The sequence below is a fragment of the Stenotrophomonas sp. 2619 genome, assembly GCF_040548725.1.
GTDB lineage: Bacteria > Pseudomonadota > Gammaproteobacteria > Xanthomonadales > Xanthomonadaceae > Stenotrophomonas > Stenotrophomonas maltophilia_AP.
On sequence record NZ_JBEPSF010000001.1, the window covers coordinates 334,325 to 351,451 of the forward strand.

The window sequence follows — 17,127 nt, forward strand, 5'->3', positions numbered from 1 at the left end:
TAACGCGTGACCCAGGCCCCCCAGGCTATGTTGAAGACGCTGACCGATGCCGTCGCCGCCGAGTTCGCCGCCGCGGGATTCGTGCTGAAGCGCGGGCGGCATTTCGAGCGCGTCAGTGCGTCCGGCCGGACTCACCGCTACACGGTGGGGTTGTCCAAACAGAAAGGGTGGTACTCACTCCACCTCACCCTTGGCCTGCTCGATCGCGGGCTGATGGCGGGGGTGAACGCCGTGCTGGAGCAGGCGCTGCGCGACGAGGCATTCCACTATCCGGAGACTTGGCCGCCCGCACTCGTCGAATCCACGATCAAGGCGCGTGTGTCCAACCCGGTGGTGGCGGAGCTGACCGATTGGCGGAGCCTCCGGGATGACGCGGAGACGCTGGAGGCCTTCAACGCACGTTTCGGGATCTGGTTGCGTGCGTTCGACAGCCTCGAGGAACTGTCCGATTGGCAGGCGCAGCTGTCGGCGAGCGTCACGCTGTCGCTGCATTGGTTTCGCAGCGTCGACGCAGTGGACTGGATTGAAGCCAATACCGATTATCCCGCGCTGTATCTGTTGAACCGCCGCTCAGCGCACGACGCGCTGCAGGCGCGCTACCAGGCGCTGTTGGAGCACGTGCCGCACGCGGAAGAAATGCGGCTGTTCCACAAGCACCTGAGCGCCGCTGCCGGTTGACCCATTGGGTGTGTCGAGGGCAGATTGAGGGACACCGCATCGGCACTCCGCATCATGTGCAACCGCATTCCACCTTCCGGACACCCCGAGGTCAGCCTGCGTCCCCTGGTGCGGGGCGACGCCGACGACTGGTATGCCTGCCTGACGCAACCGGGCGTACTGGAACATACCAGCTGGCAGCTCTCCTCCGTAGACGATCTGGCGCCGCTGTTCGACGCGCTGGAAACACCCCGCGCGCCCACCCAGATTCGCATGGCAGTCGTGGACCGCGCCGGTGCCTTGGTGGGCAGCATCGGCTTCCACAGCATCCAGTGGCCGCATGGCACCGCAGAAATCGCCTACGAACTCTGCCCTGCGTATTGGGGGCGTGGGATCGCCAGCGCACTGTGCCAGTCGGTCAGCCGATGGGCGTTGGCGGCCTTCGGCTGGCATCGCATACAGGCCTGCGTGCTGGACACCAACATGGCTTCCGCCGCCGTGCTGCGCCGCTGTGTTTTCCAGCACGAAGGCCGGCTGCGCCACTTCCGGCAGGTACGGGGTGTTGCCCGTGACTTCGACGTTTATGGGTTGATCGCGGCCGACGGTGGCATCGAGTCGCGCTGATCCTCGGTATCGCTGCGTTCGGCGCGGCAGGAAAAACAGCCGCGCCCGGCGTTGTGCAGATGGACCTGATGCACGTGGGGATCATCGAACAGCTGGTCCAGCGCCGCGGCTACCTCGCTGCCGTCGCAGATCTGCCCGCTGAGCATGAACGCACGGACGTCGTAGGCGCGTACCGACATCTGCCGGCGGTGCACATAGGGCGGCACCACACCGGGTGGCAATACGCAGCGTACTGCCTGGCGCCGGATGAACACCGGTCCCGATGCGCGGTAGGGCGAGTTGGATGCCAGGTGCGTGTAGGGAAGCAGCAACAGCTCTTCGCCAACGCGCGCGTCGACCAGGCTGATGCGGCAGGGAAATCCGTGGTCCTGCGTGGCCACGCAGCGCACGATCCCGCGCGCTGCGAGGTCGCGGTCATTCCCCTCAAAGAGGTGTTCGAATTGGCGGTGGTCAAGGCCGCTCAGATGCCAACGGTGCATGGGGGTCTCCTGGTGTGACCCCATCCTGATGCGATGCGGCGGGTGCTGCTCGCCATCTTCGGACGCCACACCATCGGGCTGCGCGGCCCGGTGCTTTTCGCGCAGTCACAGCCGCCGCGTTTCCGGCGCTCGCCGGCAGGGTGCACACTACGACGTATCGTTCGCCTTTTTCTCATGCAGGGACCGCCATGTTCTACCAGACCGATATCCGCGAGCTCCAGCCGGGCCTCACCCCATTTCCTGTCGACGTATTCGTTCCGGGGCAGGCCTGGTTGGCGGCGCATTTACTGCCGCTGATCTCCGTGGACCTGGGCATTCTGCGTCCGGAACTGACGGGTACCGTGGCCACGATGCTGTGCCCGGTCGAACCCTATGAAGGATGCCTCGGCGAAGAGACCGAGGCGCATCACAACGCGTGCATCGGCACCAACTGGATCGCGTTCGAGCTGACGACCGACAACCGTATGCGTTTCCTTGGCGAAGCGGGCTACTTCCTGGGGGACAAGGTGCAGGACCCAGAACTGGTGGAGCACATCGGCGAAATGCGCGACAGCTACGCAAGGGCGAAGGCCTACTTCAAGGAGCATGGGCGCCTGGCCAGCTATTCGCACTTTGGTGACGGCGGGCCGAACGAGCAGGCCTACCTGGACACGCTCGGTGGACAGATCCCCGACGGGAACTGGACCGAGACCTCGCCCATTCCGTCTGCGTTCGAGCTGTGGCTGGATCCGTTGATGTACGAACGTGATCAAGCGGCCGATGCAGAGAATGTGCGGATCACCCGAGCGGGCAGGCCGTTCTTTGCGGTCGCCACGGTTGCCGGTTACAACTGGTGTGCCACCGGCCCGGATGCCATCGTGATGCTGTATGAGCCGGACAGCCGCACTGTGTTGTTCTCGTTTGATTGGACCTGATGGAGGGCGTGCGGGGTGTTGAGGCTGCGGGCGAAAGGGCGCGCTCCCGGTTCAATGGTTCGACGACAGAACCGGATTACAACGCCTCGCCTGTGTTCTCAGACGATGGAAACACGATCACTTGATCTTATTCATTGGCGAACCCCCTTTTATAGTCGGAGCGGCACGTTGGTCTATGGGAGGTACTGAAACATCGCCATCGGTGCACGCATTCGGGGTGAAGGCGGATCGTTGATCAGATCGACCCCGGCTGGGAGTGTCTGGCGATGAAGCCCGGACCATTGCTCCGCAACCCCGCCAATGACCGGGTGATATTCGACTCGCGATACAAGTACCTGCGTGCGCTGCAGATGGCCAACGTGCTCGCCGGCAGCGCTCATCCTGGACAGGCGCAACCACTAGCGCAGGGCGCGCGGCCGCTTGCTGACGCCGTCCTGATACTCCACCGACCACGGGGTGATCAGGTATCCGGGGCGCGTCCAGTTCTCCTGGGAAAAGTGATTCTCGCGTGCGTCGGCAGCAGTTCCGTTCACCAGTACGTAGGGCAGGGTACTCTTCGGCACATCGCAGGTGCTCACGTATCCATCAGTTTTGAAGTAGATCTGAAAAAGACGGGCTCCTATGATTTCGCCACACAGCGTCGCCTTGGCTGACTGCGACGCCTTTAGTGCGCGAGGCGCCACCCGGATGACGAACGCATCAACTCTCTCGCCAGGGATGGATACTTCTGTATAGAGCCAGGTTTTCTCCGGCTTTCCCCGAGCCGCGTCTTCCGCTTCGAACCGAGCATGTGCATCGTTGAAGGCGTCGGGGTCCGGGTGTCGGGCTTGCGGCACGGAAGTCGGCTGCTGAGCCCACGCTGGGGCAAAAAATGCGGTGGCAACGCCAGCAAGTACGGTCAACAGAAATGCGCGCATAACGCTCTCCTTGTGTTGTGGTTCGCACAACTCAAGCTTATCGCCGAACTTCCCCTGCTGCCTGGGCGAGGACCCAACGCGTCTCCAGGAGCCGAATGTCAGGCTGCTGTGTCCAGCAGTTCCTCGGCGTCGTTCCGCGGCGTGTTCACCCCGCGGCTGAGGCGGTAGGCCTCCGTCTCCTGCGGCTCGCTGGCCAGCAGCATTGCCTTGGTGTCGTCAGGGCGCGGGGAAGGGCGTGGCACGCGCGACTGCATAAAAGGTAGAGAAATTGGCGCTGTACGTGTTTTCTACGTTCAGACTGCCAAGTTCGTCATATTTGCGATCGGACAACAAAAAAGCCGGAACCCCTGTTTGACGGGAAGTTCCGGCTTTCTGTGGTCCTTGTGGGACCGTCTAATGGTGGAGGTGGGCGGAATTGAACCGCCGTCCGAAGGCACTCCATCCCCGGTACTACATGCTTAGCTCGCCGTTGAATCTCGCCCTGTGGCAGCACGGCGTGCAAAGCGCACCCCAGGACCAGCCTGCTTTAGTTAAGTCGTGACTGACAGGCAGCCATCACAACCGGTTCCGTGATAATGACCCTACATCTACGAGCACGGGCACAAGTAGGTTCGGGGGTTCGCCTTAGGCGGCTGTAGAACTAAAGCAACTGCTGCTGTTTAGGCGGCGATTGCGAAGTCCGAACCGTAGTTGTCGTCGTTGGCAACTAAAAGTTTGCTGCTGGATTAACGAGGAAAGCTGCCCCCTCGGCATGCACCAAGTAACTTCACAACCCCCGTCGAAACCAATGCACCCCCGGTTTCTTCAAGAACCGCAAGACATCTGGCGACCCAGACGCTACTTGACGGGGCCAATGCTACTCCACTCCAGCTGAACAGTCACGCGAGCACGTCGGTGCGCGCGGGGTGGGCTTACAGGTAGGTCCCGTCGCTGTGCAGCAGTTGGCGGATGCTGCGGAACAGCTGTAGCGCTTCGGCCTGCTGGGCCTCGGTCATGCGGGCCTGGAACGTGGCCACCTGGTTGGCGAACTGGTGGTCCTCGATCGGAAGCCCCTGGTCGTGCGCCGCCAGCGCGTAGGCGTAGGCCTTCACGTCGTCCTGCTCGACGCCCGTGCCGTGCTCGTGCAGCGCGCCGAGCTGCGCCAGACCGGGCGGGTGGCCCAGTTCGGCGGCGATCAACGTGTAATGCGCGCCCTTGGCCAGGTCCCGTGGCACGACATCGCCGCGGCCATACAGGTACTGGTCGGCCAGGTAGAACACCGCATGGGCGCGGCGCTCTTTGCCGATCGCCTCCAGCCAGCGTTCGGCCTGCACCGGATCGGGGTCGACGCCCAGCCCGGCGAGGTAGGCGATGGCCAGCTGTTCCTGTGCGAGTGCGTCGCCCGCCTCGGCCGCCTTCACGTACCACCGCGCCGCTTCGGGAAGGTCGACCGCGATGCATTGGGCGCCGGCGGGGTAGCGGTTGTAGCGGTTGATGGGGCCGCCGATGGCGTGGATGTCACCCAGCCGGCGCATCGCCTCCGCATTGCCCTGCGCTGCGGCCTGGCGGTACAGGGTGATCGCGCGGGTCAGGTCGGGCGGCGTGCCCCGTCCGAACAGATGGGCCTCGGCCAGGGCGCCGTCGGGTTCCTGCAGGGCCGTGCCTTTCATGCTGGCGGCGTCATCGGGGGCTTCCATGCGGTCGTCCCCAATGCGTCGGCGGTCCGCTTCGTCGGCCGTGCAGGCGTGCATCGCGGGGATGGCGGCGGGCTTGGCGGCCGTCGCCGCGGTCGCCGTGGCGGCCAACGCACAGAACAACAGCAGTGGGGTCAACGTGCGCATCGTGAATGTCCTTTGCGGCATGGGGTGCATCCCGAAAGGGCCACCGGTAGTTCGTACAGCGCCTGCCGTTGCCGGGGGGGGGCGTGGTCTGGCTCAGGCCGACGCGGTGCGCCGGCTGCGCCACCCGAGCCATAGGCCGGCCAGCAGGCAGGCGGCAATGATCGCGATGGACAGGGGAAGGTGGAAACTGCGCTCGCCGGCCGCGGCGAAGCTGGCGTGGATCAGGAAGGTGGCGATCCCGAGCGCGGCGCAGGTCCGCGCGTACATCCGCGCCTGCGGGCTGCCCAGCACGACATGCCGGTAACCGAGCAGCAGCACCGGCAGGGCCAGCAGGTTGAACAGCAGGTAGCCCTGCACGCCGCCCGGCAGGTGGAACAGGTCCCACTCATGCCAGTAGGCGGCGTCGATCTGGTGCGCGATCAGGGCCAGCAGCGTGGCGAAGTAACTCTTTTCCATGGGGTGCCGGCAGGGGTCCGTTCCTGTCTTGTCTGCTTGCCGCGCTGGTTCAGCGCTTGCCTTCGCGCTGGCGCTTGCTGTCGGCCTGGTGCTTGGCCTTCAGCTTGCGCTGGTGGTTCTGCTCGTTGCGCTGGGAAATGGCCTGCTTGCGGGCTTCCGGCTGGACCTGCGCCATCAGCGCGTCCACGCGCGCGATCAGGCGGCGGTGCTCCAGGGTGTCGAAGGTCTGCTTTTCCGACGCGTCACGCTTGGCATTGCGACCCAGGTAGGTCAGCACCTTGAGCAGGGCGGCCGGATCCATCGCGCGGGTCAGCTCGGCGAAGATCGACTCATAGGCGGCGATATCGGCCTTGATTTCGTCGATCGGGTCCGCGCTCGCGGTGGTTTCCTGGGGGATTTCCTGTGTCACGCAACGCTCCAGCCTGGGTAATAAGCGGGGATTCTGACACTTGTGGGTGCGCTGCGGGAAAATGCAGTGCGCACGGCGCCCGGCCGGGTGCGCTCAGGCGCTGGCCAGCCGCTTGCGCAGGTAGCTTCGATGATGCCCCGGCGGGAAGTCCTCCAGCCGCCCGAACACCTCATAGCCCTGCTTGAGGTAGAAGCCCTCGGCCTGCCACGAGAACGTATCGAGCATGACCGAATGCGCTCCCATCGCGGCCGCCTGCTGCTCGGCATCGGCGAGCAGGGCCTGGCCCAGCCGACGGCCGCGCTGGCTGGCGTCCACCCACAGGGCGTGCACCATCAGCCAGCCGCCGTAGACATCGGCCACCAGGCCGGCACAGGGCTGCCCGTCCGCGTCGCGGATCACCCGATGCAGGGGGCGGTCGTCCAGTGCACTGCCGCAGGCGGCGTCGTTGAACGCGCGAAGCCCCGCAAACACCGCCGCCGCGTCGTCGGCCGTGGCCGGTTCGATACGGGGTGGCGGGGCAGGGGCGGTCACGCGTCGCGGTTGTGGCGGCGCATGGTGCGGGACTTCTCGCGGGCCCAGTCGCGGTCCTTCTCGGCGTCGCGCTTGTCGTGGGTCTGCTTGCCCTTGGCCAGCGCGACCTCAAGCTTGATCTTGTTCTTGCTCCAGTACATGGCCGTCGGCACGATCGTGTACCCGTCGCGCTGGACCCGGCCGATCAGCTTGTCGATCTCGCTGCGATGCAGGAGCAGCTTGCGCTCGCGGCGGTCGTTGGCCACCACGTGGGTGGAGGCCTGGATCAACGGGGTGATCTGCGCCCCGATCAGGAAGATCTCGCCGTCACGCACGTAGGCGTATGCATCGACGATGTTGCCGCGCCCGGCGCGGATCGACTTGACCTCCCAGCCCTGCAGGGCCAGGCCGGCCTCGAAGCGATCTTCGATGTGGTACTCGTGGCGGGCACGCTTGTTGAGCGCGATGGTTTTGTTGGCCGTCGCGCTCTTTGCTTTATCCTTGCCGCTGTTCTTGCTCATGTCCGTATTGTCTCCGATTCGGGCCTCCCCGGTCGATTCATCAGCAATCAGTAATCGAAATGCCAACTATCCGCCGTAGTGCCCTGGTCGAACATTCGGCTGCCCGCATGTTTGACCTGGTCAATGATATCGATGCCTATCCGCGCCGCTTCCGCTGGTGTTCGGCTGCGCAGATCCTGGAATCCGGACCGGACCGCCTGGTGGCGCGCCTGGACCTGGGGTTGGGCGCGTTCTCGACCTGGTTCATGACCGAAAACACCCTGCAGCGCCCGAGCAGCATTGATATGCAGCTGCGCGACGGGCCGTTCAAGCGCCTGCACGGGCGCTGGGAATTCCATGCGTTGGCCGAGGATGCCTGCAAGGTCAGCCTGACCCTGGAGTTCGAACCCACCTCGCGCCTGCTGGGGCCGGCGCTGGCGCTGGGCTTCCAGGGCCTGGCCGACCGCATGGTCAACGACTTCGTCAGCGTCGCCGATGCGCAGGACTGAGCCGTGATTGCGGTGGAGGTGGTGCTGGCCTGGCCAGACCGGGTGCTGTCGCGGCCGCTGCAGTTGCCCGCGACGGCCACGGTGGGCGAGGCCATCGCTGCCGCTGCGCTGGAGGGCAGTGCGCTGTGCCCGGCGGTGGCCGTGCATGGGGTGCTGGCGCAACCGACCCAGCTGCTCCGCGATGGAGACCGGGTCGAGCTGTTGCGCCCGCTGCTGGCCGACCCCAAGGACAACCGCCGCCGGCGCGCCCGCGCCAGCAGCTGACGCCGGGTCAGGTTGGCTCAGCGGCCGCGCTTCTTCTTGTCCTTGGCCAGGTTGCGGCCGAACTGGCGCACGCTGGACTTGGCAAGCTCGGCATCCCGGTTGGGGAAGTACTCGCCGTCCCAGCGGGTGACCTGGTCATTCTCGAAGTAGACCGTGAAGTTCTTCACTTCGGTCTGGCCGAGGCGGTTGACCCGCTCGCTGGCGGTGTAGTCCCAGCGCTGGGCGTGGAACGGGTCCGGGATCGAGGGGGTGCCGAGCAGAGCGTTGACCTGCTGCTTGCTCTGGCCCACCTGCAGCTGACCGACGGCCTGCTCCCGGATCAGGTTGCCCTGATAGATGGGTTGCTTATAGATGATGCCGCAGCCCGTGGTGGACAGGGCAACGGCGGCGACCAGCAGGAGATTGCGCATCGGGAATGGCGTTTGGGGAAATCCAGTCGATGATACACTCACGACGCGTCGCCGCGACCCAATCCGAGGCAGCTGGCGCTAAATCGCCAATGAACGGAGAACTATGGAAACCCACGACCTGCGCAAAGTCGGCCTGAAGGTGACCCATCCGCGGATGCGGATCCTGGCGTTGCTTGAGCAGCGCAATGCCCAGAATCATCAGCACCACATGACCGCCGAAGACATCTACCGCCAGCTCCTGGAGCACGGTGACGAGATCGGCCTGGCCACGGTCTACCGGGTGCTGACCCAGTTCGAGGCCGCCGGCCTGGTGCTGAAGCACAACTTCGAGGGCGGCCAGGCCGTCTACGAGCTGGACCGCGGCGGCCACCACGACCACATGGTGGACGTGGACAGCGGCAAGATCATCGAATTTGAAAGCCACGAAATCGAGGAGCTGCAGCGCAAGATCGCGGCTGACCACGGTTACGAGCTGGAAGAGCACTCGCTGGTGCTGTACGTGCGCAAGAAGCGCAAGTAACGGCCCGTTGGGTGGCCGTGAGGCCACCCTTGCCAGGCACTGTGCGTGATCGAACCCCGGGCCCTAGCCCGGGGTTTTTCGTTGCTGCCCCGGGGTTTTTCGTTGTCAGCGCGGTGCCACAGGCTGCGCCCAGGGAAGCAGTTCCTGCAGATCCACCGCCTCGGCCATCGCCCGGTTGCCCGCGTCGCCCGGGTGCAGGTGGTCGCCGGAGTCGTAGGCCGCCGCGATCCGTGAGGGATCGGCCGGATCACGCAGCGCCGCGTCCAGGTCGATCACCGCATCGAACGGGCTGTCCGTGCGCAGCCAGTCGTTGAGCTGCTGGCGCAGGGCGTCCTTGCCCGGCTGGTAGTAGTCGTCCAACGGCGTGCCGGGCAGGGCGCCGGCGAAGGGCGGCAGGGTAGCGCCCAGGATGCGCAACCCCCGGCGATGGGCCTGTTCGACCAGCGTGCGGTAGCCCGCCTGCAGCTCGTCCAGGCCGGGCCGGGCCTGACCGCGGGCAAACGCGGTACCCGGCCAGGCGATGTCGTTGATGCCGATCAGCACGATCACGCTGGCAACGCCGGGCACGTCCAGTACGTCGCGCTGGAAGCGGGTTGTGGCCGCATCGCCCATGCCATCGCGCAGCAGCCGTCCGCCGGAAATGCCGGCGTTGACCACCGCCACGCCCCGCGGGGCCAGCCGTGCGGCCAGGTGGTCGGTCCAGCGCTGGTCGCGGTCCAGGCTGGCGGTGGCGCCATCGGTGATGGAGTCGCCGATCACCACCACGCTGCGGGCAGCGGCGGCGGCCTGCACCTCGATTCCGGTCACGAACAGGCGCGCGGTGGTGGTGGACGCCGTGTCCATCCGCGGCGCCAGGGTCTGGTCGCCGACCCCGATCAACGCGGTCTGGCGGCCATCCCAATGGAAGGTGTGCAGCGGCGTGTGCGCGGGCACGTAGACACTGACCTGTACCGCCTGCAGGTCGTGGGTGGGCAGCGTCACGGGGTCGCTCAGGCGCGCCTGGCCCGGGGCGATCTGCGTGCCGGCGTGGCCCTCGAAGGTCAGCGCAAGCGGTGCCTGGCCGTCGGCACCGGCCACGCTGGCCGCGCCGATCCGCAGCGGCGTGGTGCCGTAGGCGTTGCTCAGGCGAATCCGCAACTGGTTGCCGCCGAGGCTGAGGCGGGCGGTCTGGCGGACGGTCTGCGCTTCCAGGGCGGCCGGGATCAGGGTGGGAAACAGGAACGACGCGTCCCAGACCGGCTGCGGGCTGGCCTGCCAGCTGGCCACCCAGGGGGCGGGTGCCTGGGCGAACGCCGGGGTCGATGCGGCGAGCAGGGCGGCGGCGGTGAGGCGGGTGAGGGCGTTCATCGGGCAATCCATTGGAGGGGACGGCCATCGTGATCTTCGCTGCATCTGTGAACTAGACTGCTCGCGGACAATCATCTGTGAACTGGATTCACCTCATGGCAGGAACCGACATCAACCGTTCTGGCGAACTGGAAGTGTTCGTCCGGGTCATCGAAACCGGCGGCTTCTCGGCCGCGGCGCGCTCGCTGGAACTGAGCCCTTCGGCGGTCAGCAAGCTGGTGTCCCGGTTGGAACAGCGGCTGGGCACGCGGTTGCTGCAGCGATCCACCCGGCAGCTGCAGCTGACCCCCGAAGGCTGTGCCTTTTATGAGCGCGGACTGCGCGTGCTGGCCGACCTGGACGAGGCCGAACGCTGCGCCAGTGCCCATGCCGCGCCGCGCGGGCGCCTGCGGGTCAATGCGAATGTGCCGTTCGGGCACCACTTTCTGCTGCCGTTGCTACCCGGTTTCCTGGCCGCGCATCCGCAGGTGGGTGTGGACGTGGTGCTGACCGACGAGGTGATCGACCTGCTGGAGCAGCGCACCGACGTGGCCGTGCGCGCCGGACCCTTGAAGAGCTCCAGCCTGGTGGCGCGGCGGCTTGGGGCGACCCGCATGATGATCGTGGCCGCGCCCGCCTACGTGGCGCGGCACGGGATGCCGCAGGACGTGGAGGCCCTGCTGGTGCATAACCGGCTGGATATCGCCCACCCGCGTGCGCAGTCCGGCTGGCCGCTGCTGGTCGACGGCGAGCGGCGGGTGGTGCAGACCGGCGGCAGTGCGCGTGCCAGCGACGGCGAGGCGTTGCGCCGGCTGGTGCTGGGGGGCGTGGGGCTGGCGCGGCTGGCGGCGTTCCAGGTGCAGGCCGATGTCGCGGCCGGGCGGTTGCTGCCGGTGCTGGAGCCGGCCAATCCGGGCGATCTGGAAGAGGTGCATGCGGTGTTCCAGGGGCAGGGCGGGTACCTGCCGCTGCGGGTGCGTGCGCTGCTGGATTACCTGGTGGAACGGGTGGATCTGGCCAAGCCGTTGGGGTGAGGGGGTAGGGGGCAGCGGGCGGAGCCGGGTCCGCGGGGAGCCGGCATCGCGGGGAGCCGGCCAGCGGCCGGCACTACCGGGTCGCGCCGGTAGATGCCGACCGGTGGTCGGTACCCCGCCTCAAACCTGCAGCAGCTTGCGGGCTGCCGCGCGGGCTTCCTTGCTGACTTCCACGCCGCCCAGCATCCGCGCCAGTTCTTCCTCGCGGGCCTTAGGGTCCAGTTTTTCCACGGCGCTTTGGGTCATGCCGTCCACCGGGGCCTTGCTGACCCGGTAATGGGCGTGGCCCTTGGAGGCGACCTGCGGGAGATGGGTGACGCACAGCACCTGACGTTTCTCGCCCAGGGCGCGCAGCTTGTGCCCGACGATGTCGGCCACCGCGCCACCGATGCCCGAATCCACTTCGTCGAAGACCATGGTCGGCACTGCGTCCAGGCCCAGCGCCGCCACCTCGATGGCCAGTGAAATACGCGACAGTTCACCGCCCGAGGCGACCTTGCGCAGGGCGCGCGGTGGCTGGCCGGCGTTGGCCGCCACCAGGAACTCCACGCGCTCGGCGCCGTTCGGGTCGGGCTTGGCCACGGCCTGCGGCTCGATATCGATCAGGAACTGGCCGCCGCCCATGCCGAGCTCGCCGATCAGGGTGGTGGTGGTGTCCGACAGCGCCTTGGCCGCCTTGCGCCGGCTGGCGCTGAGCGTGTCGGCCACGGTCTGCCACTGGCCGGCGGCGCGCTCGATCTGCCCGGCCAGCGCCTGCAGGCGGGTGTCGGCACCGCGCAGCTGCTCGACCTCGGCTTCCATGGCGTCGCGGTGCTCGCCCAGCGTCTCCATCGGCACCCGGTGCTTGCGCGCCAGATCATGCAGGCGGCCCAGCCGGCGTTCGATATCCTCGAACTGCTCGGGGTCGGCGTCCAGGTCGTCATGCACCCGGTCCAGCAACGCCAAGGCCTCGTCCAGCTGGATGGCCGCGCTGTCGAGCAGGGCGTCCACCTCGCCCAGGCGCGGGTCGTGTTCGGCCACGCGGGCCAGTTCGTGGCGGGTCTGCTGCAGCAGTTGCAGTGCCGAGGTGTCCTCGTCGCCATTGAGGCGGGCCACGGCGACATCGCAGGCGGCGATCAGGGCGCTGGCATGGGCCTGGCGGCGGTGGCTGCTGCCCAGCTGGGCGATCGAGGCCGGCTCCAGGTCTTCGCGCTGCAGCTCGCCCAACTGGTGTTCCAGGTAGCCGATGCGGTCGCTCACATCGCCCTGGCGCGACAGCGCTTCGGCTTCGTCCACCAGCGCCTGCCAGCGTGCGGCGGCCTGGCGGACCTGGCCGCGCTCGGCGTCGTTGCGCGCGAACGCATCCAGCAGCGCCAGCTGCGAGGGCCGCGCCAGCAGGGCCTGCTGTTCGTGCTGGCCGTGGATTTCGACCAGGGTCGAGGCCAGTTCGGTCAGCTGGGTGAGGGTGACCGGGCGCCCGTTGATCCAGGCGCGGGAGCCGCCGTCGGCGCGGATGATCCGGCGCAGCTGGCACTGGTCCTCGTCGTCCAGTTCGTTCTCGCGCAGCCAGCGCCGCGCCGGGGCGTCCTCGCCGGGGGCGAATTCGGCCGACAGTTCGGCGCGGGCGGCGCCGTGGCGGACCACGCCGCTGTCGGCGCGCAGCCCGGACAGGAAGCCGAGGGCGTCCACCATCAGCGACTTGCCGGCGCCGGTTTCGCCGGACACCACGGTCATGCCCGGCCCGAATTCGAGTTCGGTAGCACGGACGACGGCAAAATCCTTGATCGATAGATGTTTGAGCATGGTTGTCTGTTCTTGAGCCGCGCAACGCTAGCATGGGGCGGGGACAGCTCCAATAACTTGCCTTCGGTCCCCGGAGCCATTATCTAGGATGGCGTCTCACAGGCTGATTCCATGCATCCCACTGCGTCACATCTTGCGCCCCGCGCCCGCCACCTGCTGCGGACGCTGATCGCCCGCCACATCCAGGACGGCGAGCCGGTGGGCTCGCAGACACTGGCGCGGCTGGCTGGGCTGGATGTCAGCCCGGCCACCATCCGCAACATCCTGGGCGACCTGGAAGACTTGGGCCTGCTCAGCTCCCCGCATACCTCGGCCGGGCGGGTGCCTACCGCGCACGGCTACCGGGTGTTCGTGGACAGCCTGGTCAAGATGCAGCCGCCCGGCGAGGGCGAGCTGAGCCGGCTGCGCACCGAACTGGCCAGCGGCAGCGGCACCCAGGCCCTGCTGGGCAGTGCCTCGGAGCTGCTGTCGGCGATGAGCCACTTCGTCGGCGTGGTCAGCGCGCCGCGGCGCGAGCAGTTCGCCTTCCGGCATATCGATTTCGTGGCGCTGGACGCGCGCCGGGTGCTGGCCATCCTGGTGTTTGCCGACAACGAAGTGCAGAACCGGGTGATCGAGCCCCGCCGCAGCTTCGGCCCCGGCGAGCTGGAACAGGTGGCCAACTACCTCAACGCCAACTGCGCCGGGCGGCCCCTGTCGGAGATCCGCCAGCGGCTGCTGCTGGAGCTGCGCGACGCGCAGTCGGAAATGGAACAGCTGCTGGCCCATGGCATCGAACTGGCCGAACAGGCGCTGGTGCCGCCGGCCGACGACATGGTGCTGGCCGGCGCGACCCGGCTGATGGGCGTGCAGGACCTGTCCGACCTGGAGCGGTTGCGCGAGCTGTTCGAGGTGTTCGCCAGCAAGCGCGAGATCCTGCAGCTGCTCGAGCGCACCATCCAGGCGCCGGGGGTACGCATCTTCATTGGCGAGGAGACCGGGGTGATGCCGCTGGAAGGCGTGTCGCTGGTCACTGCGCCGTATTCGGCCGGCGGCCAGGTGCTGGGCGTGCTGGGGGTGATCGGACCCAAGCGCATGGCGTACGACCGCATGATTCCGCTGGTGGAGGCCACCGCCCAGGTGCTGGGCGCGGCGCTGGCCGACCCGGCCGGCGGTGGATTGTCCCGCGATCGCGCATAAAACCCGCGACTGGACTCTTGAAACGGCACCCCGCGCCCACATAGGGGTGGGTGGAGGCGGAGAGTCACCGCCAAGGATCCGGAAATGAACCAAGATCAGCCTGATATCGCATCCCAGAATCCCGCCGGTGAACCGGCTGCCGAGCCGTCCCTGCAGCAGCAGCTGGACAGCCTGCACAATGAAGTGGCCCTGCTGCGCGCCGAATCGCTGCGCGAGCGTGCCGACCTGGACAACCAGCGCAAGCGCGTGGCCCGCGACGTCGAACAGGCGCGCCGCTTCGCCAACGAAAAACTGCTGGGCGAGCTGCTGCCGGTGTTCGACAGCCTGGACGCCGGCCTCAACAGCGCCGGTGCCGAGCCCAGCCCGCTGCGCGAAGGCCTGGAGCTGACCTACAAGCAGCTGCTCAAGGTCGCCGCCGACAACGGCCTGACCCTGCTGGACCCGACCGGCCAGGCCTTCAACCCCGACCACCACCAGGCCATCAGCCAGGTCGACGCGCCCGGCGCGGCGCCCGGCAGCGTGGTCCAGGTGTTCCAGAAGGGCTACCTGCTCAACGATCGTCTGCTGCGCCCGGCCCTGGTGGTTGTGGCCCGCGACTGATCTGGGCGATGGCCAGCCGGTCTTCGGCCAGCCGGTCGTCGGCCAGCCGGGTATCGGTCAGCCGGGCAGAGCCCGGCTCTACCGACGCTGAACACGTTGGGCCGCCATCGGACACTGTGTTTGGTGGATGGCTTGAAAGTTCTCCCGGCGTCCCACACATCCCATTCATAACCCGGCAACTGCCGGATGTTCCCCGACATTTCAGGAGTCTCCCTCATGGGCAAGATCATTGGTATCGACCTCGGCACCACCAACTCGTGTGTGGCGATCATGGACGGCGGCAAGGCCCGCGTCATCGAAAACGCCGAGGGTGACCGCACCACCCCGTCCATCGTCGCCTACACCAAGGACGGCGAAGTGCTGGTCGGCGCCTCGGCCAAGCGCCAGGCCGTGACCAACCCGAAGAACACCTTCTACGCCGTCAAGCGCCTGATCGGCCGCAAGTTCACCGACGCTGAAGTCCAGAAGGACATCGCGCACGTGCCTTACGGCATCCTGGCCCACGACAATGGCGACGCCTGGGTGCAGACCAGCGACGCCAAGAAGATGGCCCCGCAGGAAATCTCCGCCCGCGTGCTGGAGAAGATGAAGAAGACCGCCGAAGCCTTCCTGGGTGAGACCGTCACCGAGGCGGTGATCACCGTGCCGGCCTACTTCAACGACAGCCAGCGCCAGGCCACCAAGGACGCCGGCCGCATCGCGGGCCTGGACGTCAAGCGCATCATCAACGAGCCGACCGCCGCGGCGCTGGCCTATGGCCTGGACAAGGGCGACAACAAGGATCGCAAGATCGTGGTGTACGACCTGGGCGGCGGCACCTTCGACGTGTCGGTGATCGAAATCGCCAACGTCGACGGTGAGAAGCAGTTCGAAGTGCTGGCCACCAACGGCGACACCTTCCTGGGCGGCGAAGACTTCGACAACCGCGTCATCGAGTACCTGGTGGACGAGTTCAACAAGGACCAGGGCATCGACCTGCGCAAGGATCCGCTGGCCCTGCAGCGCCTGAAGGACGCCGCTGAGCGCGCCAAGATCGAGCTGTCCAGCGCCCAGCAGACCGAAGTGAACCTGCCGTACGTCACCGCGGACGCGTCGGGCCCGAAGCACCTCAACATCAAGCTGACCCGCGCTAAGCTGGAAGCGCTGGTGGAAGAGCTGATCAAGAAGTCGATCGAGCCGTGCCGCGTGGCGTTGAACGACGCCGGCCTGCGCTCGAGCGACATCAGCGAAGTGATCCTGGTCGGCGGCCAGACCCGCATGCCGAAGGTGCAGCAGGCCGTCACCGAGTTCTTCGGCAAGGAACCGCGCAAGGACGTCAACCCCGACGAAGCCGTGGCACTGGGTGCGGCGATCCAGGGCGGCGTGCTGGGCGGCGACGTCAAGGACGTGCTGCTGCTGGACGTGACCCCGCTGTCGCTGGGTATCGAAACCATGGGCGGTGTGTTCACCAAGATCATCGAAAAGAACACCACCATCCCGACCAAGGCCTCGCAGGTGTTCTCCACCGCCGAGGACAACCAGTCGGCCGTGACCGTGCACGTGCTGCAGGGTGAGCGCGAGCAGGCCCGCTTCAACAAGTCGCTGGCCAAGTTCGACCTGTCCGGCATCGAGCCGTCGCCGCGCGGCATGCCGCAGGTGGAAGTGTCCTTCGACATCGACGCCAACGGCATCCTGCACGTGTCGGCCAAGGACAAGAAGACCAACAAGGAACAGAAGGTCGAGATCAAGGCCGGTTCGGGTCTGTCCGAGGACGAGATCGCGCGCATGGTCGCCGACGCCGAAGCCAACCGCGAAGAAGACAAGAAGTTCCATGAGCTGGTCCAGGCCCGCAACCAGGCCGACGCGCTGATCCACGGTACCCGTACCGCGATCACCGAACACGGCAGCAAGGTCGGTGGCGATGTGATCGGCAAGGTCGAGTCGGCCCTGGCCGACCTGGAAACCGCCATGAAGGGCGACGACAAGGCGCAGATCGAAGCCAAGTCGAAGGTGCTTGAAGAAGCCGGCCAGTCGCTGTTCGCTGCCTCGGCCGCGGCCGACCAGGGCGGTGCCGCCCCGGGCCCGGACGCCGGTGCCAACAACGGCGCGCACGACGATGTGGTCGATGCCGAGTTCACCGAAGTCAAGGACGACAAGAAGTCCTGATCCGGCCCAGACACGGGGCGTTGCGCAGGCAACGTCCCGTTGTCGTTTCCCCTGGGTCCTGGCAGCCGTAGC

The 17,127-nt window shown here is 66.9% G+C and carries 21 protein-coding genes and 1 other RNA gene; 10 read left to right on the forward strand and 12 right to left on the reverse strand.

The features are described from left to right. The first annotated feature begins 27 nt into the window (after nucleotides 1–27). Nucleotides 28–678 (forward strand): hypothetical protein, encoded by a 651-nt coding sequence (locus ABIA71_RS01600; protein WP_354282552.1) that lies wholly within the window; start codon nucleotides 28–30, stop codon nucleotides 676–678. 54 nt (nucleotides 679–732) lie between these two features. Continuing rightward, nucleotides 733–1,281, forward strand: a complete 549-nt coding sequence (locus ABIA71_RS01605; RefSeq protein ID WP_354282554.1) for a GNAT family N-acetyltransferase — start codon at nucleotides 733–735, stop codon at nucleotides 1,279–1,281. Here ABIA71_RS01605 and ABIA71_RS01610 read toward each other — a convergent pair. After that, nucleotides 1,239–1,829: a DUF1203 domain-containing protein gene (locus ABIA71_RS01610; protein ID WP_354282556.1), complete on the reverse strand. Its 591-nt coding sequence runs from the start codon at nucleotides 1,827–1,829 to the stop codon at nucleotides 1,239–1,241. The two genes, ABIA71_RS01605 and ABIA71_RS01610, sit on opposite strands and share 43 nt — an antisense overlap. 119 nt (nucleotides 1,830–1,948) lie before the next feature. Between ABIA71_RS01610 and ABIA71_RS01615 the strand changes: the two genes are divergently transcribed. Beyond that, nucleotides 1,949–2,674 carry an enolase gene (locus tag ABIA71_RS01615; RefSeq protein WP_354282558.1) on the forward strand — a complete coding sequence of 242 codons (726 nt, stop codon included), beginning with the start codon at nucleotides 1,949–1,951 and terminating at the stop codon, nucleotides 2,672–2,674. Nucleotides 2,675–3,072: 398 nt separating this feature from the next. Here ABIA71_RS01615 and ABIA71_RS01620 read toward each other — a convergent pair whose 3' ends face one another. The 8 genes from ABIA71_RS01620 to smpB all read right to left on the reverse strand — a co-directional run bounded on the left by ABIA71_RS01620 (nucleotide 3,073) and on the right by smpB (nucleotide 7,307). Beyond that, on the reverse strand, nucleotides 3,073–3,591 hold the full coding sequence (locus ABIA71_RS01620) for a hypothetical protein (RefSeq protein ID WP_354282560.1): 519 nt from the start codon (nucleotides 3,589–3,591) through the stop codon (nucleotides 3,073–3,075). Between the two features lie 98 nt (nucleotides 3,592–3,689). Continuing rightward, nucleotides 3,690–3,833 (reverse strand): hypothetical protein, encoded by a 144-nt coding sequence (locus tag ABIA71_RS01625; protein WP_354282562.1) that lies wholly within the window; start codon nucleotides 3,831–3,833, stop codon nucleotides 3,690–3,692. A 155-nt stretch (nucleotides 3,834–3,988) separates the two neighbouring features. Next, nucleotides 3,989–4,388, reverse strand: a transfer-messenger RNA (tmRNA) gene (gene ssrA / locus ABIA71_RS01630). 114 nt (nucleotides 4,389–4,502) lie between these two features. After that, nucleotides 4,503–5,411, reverse strand: a complete 909-nt coding sequence (locus ABIA71_RS01635) for a tetratricopeptide repeat protein (protein WP_354282564.1) — start codon at nucleotides 5,409–5,411, stop codon at nucleotides 4,503–4,505. Between the two features lie 93 nt (nucleotides 5,412–5,504). After that, nucleotides 5,505–5,867, reverse strand: coding sequence for a DUF6713 family protein (locus ABIA71_RS01640; protein WP_354282566.1), 363 nt, complete (start codon nucleotides 5,865–5,867; stop codon nucleotides 5,505–5,507). 49 nt (nucleotides 5,868–5,916) lie between these two features. Continuing rightward, a complete protein-coding gene (locus ABIA71_RS01645) occupies nucleotides 5,917–6,276 on the reverse strand; it encodes a hypothetical protein (protein ID WP_159496485.1) in 360 nt (119 codons plus the stop codon). Between the two features lie 93 nt (nucleotides 6,277–6,369). Further along, entirely contained in the window at nucleotides 6,370–6,807 is a 438-nt protein-coding gene (locus tag ABIA71_RS01650; protein ID WP_354282568.1) for a GNAT family N-acetyltransferase, read from the reverse strand. Beyond that, nucleotides 6,804–7,307 (reverse strand): SsrA-binding protein SmpB, encoded by a 504-nt coding sequence (gene smpB, locus ABIA71_RS01655; RefSeq protein WP_038688943.1) that lies wholly within the window; start codon nucleotides 7,305–7,307, stop codon nucleotides 6,804–6,806. The genes ABIA71_RS01650 and smpB overlap by 4 nt, the downstream gene beginning before the upstream one ends. 59 nt (nucleotides 7,308–7,366) lie before the next feature. Between smpB and ABIA71_RS01660 the strand changes: the two genes are divergently transcribed. Both ABIA71_RS01660 and ABIA71_RS01665 read left to right on the forward strand, forming a co-directional pair. Next, nucleotides 7,367–7,795 (forward strand): type II toxin-antitoxin system RatA family toxin, encoded by a 429-nt coding sequence (locus tag ABIA71_RS01660; RefSeq protein ID WP_128096163.1) that lies wholly within the window; start codon nucleotides 7,367–7,369, stop codon nucleotides 7,793–7,795. A 3-nt stretch (nucleotides 7,796–7,798) separates the two neighbouring features. Further along, nucleotides 7,799–8,059 (forward strand): RnfH family protein, encoded by a 261-nt coding sequence (locus ABIA71_RS01665; protein ID WP_128096164.1) that lies wholly within the window; start codon nucleotides 7,799–7,801, stop codon nucleotides 8,057–8,059. Nucleotides 8,060–8,076: 17 nt separating this feature from the next. Here ABIA71_RS01665 and ABIA71_RS01670 read toward each other — a convergent pair whose 3' ends face one another. After that, entirely contained in the window at nucleotides 8,077–8,469 is a 393-nt protein-coding gene (locus ABIA71_RS01670) for an outer membrane protein assembly factor BamE (protein WP_128096165.1), read from the reverse strand. Between the two features lie 103 nt (nucleotides 8,470–8,572). Between ABIA71_RS01670 and fur the strand changes: the two genes are divergently transcribed. Next, entirely contained in the window at nucleotides 8,573–8,989 is a 417-nt protein-coding gene (gene fur, locus ABIA71_RS01675) for a ferric iron uptake transcriptional regulator (protein WP_038688936.1), read from the forward strand. A 105-nt stretch (nucleotides 8,990–9,094) separates the two neighbouring features. Here the strand turns inward: fur and ABIA71_RS01680 are convergent, their stop codons facing one another. After that, nucleotides 9,095–10,336: an SGNH/GDSL hydrolase family protein gene (locus tag ABIA71_RS01680; RefSeq protein WP_354282572.1), complete on the reverse strand. Its 1,242-nt coding sequence runs from the start codon at nucleotides 10,334–10,336 to the stop codon at nucleotides 9,095–9,097. Nucleotides 10,337–10,431: 95 nt separating this feature from the next. Here ABIA71_RS01680 and ABIA71_RS01685 point away from each other — a divergent pair, with 95 nt between their 5' ends. After that, nucleotides 10,432–11,349, forward strand: coding sequence for a LysR family transcriptional regulator (locus ABIA71_RS01685; RefSeq protein WP_354282574.1), 918 nt, complete (start codon nucleotides 10,432–10,434; stop codon nucleotides 11,347–11,349). A gap of 120 nt (nucleotides 11,350–11,469) precedes the next feature. Here the strand turns inward: ABIA71_RS01685 and recN are convergent, their stop codons facing one another. Next, nucleotides 11,470–13,131 (reverse strand): DNA repair protein RecN, encoded by a 1,662-nt coding sequence (recN, locus tag ABIA71_RS01690; protein ID WP_159496491.1) that lies wholly within the window; start codon nucleotides 13,129–13,131, stop codon nucleotides 11,470–11,472. 111 nt (nucleotides 13,132–13,242) lie between these two features. Here recN and hrcA point away from each other — a divergent pair, with 111 nt between their 5' ends. The 3 genes from hrcA to dnaK all read left to right on the forward strand — a co-directional run bounded on the left by hrcA (nucleotide 13,243) and on the right by dnaK (nucleotide 17,055). Then, nucleotides 13,243–14,310, forward strand: a complete 1,068-nt coding sequence (gene hrcA, locus ABIA71_RS01695; RefSeq protein ID WP_159496492.1) for a heat-inducible transcriptional repressor HrcA — start codon at nucleotides 13,243–13,245, stop codon at nucleotides 14,308–14,310. Between the two features lie 84 nt (nucleotides 14,311–14,394). Continuing rightward, complete coding sequence (grpE, locus tag ABIA71_RS01700; RefSeq protein ID WP_038688923.1) at nucleotides 14,395–14,910, forward strand: nucleotide exchange factor GrpE; 516 nt, start codon at nucleotides 14,395–14,397, stop codon at nucleotides 14,908–14,910. Nucleotides 14,911–15,126: 216 nt separating this feature from the next. Then, nucleotides 15,127–17,055, forward strand: a complete 1,929-nt coding sequence (dnaK, locus tag ABIA71_RS01705; RefSeq protein WP_354282577.1) for a molecular chaperone DnaK — start codon at nucleotides 15,127–15,129, stop codon at nucleotides 17,053–17,055. Nucleotides 17,056–17,127 lie beyond the last annotated feature (72 nt).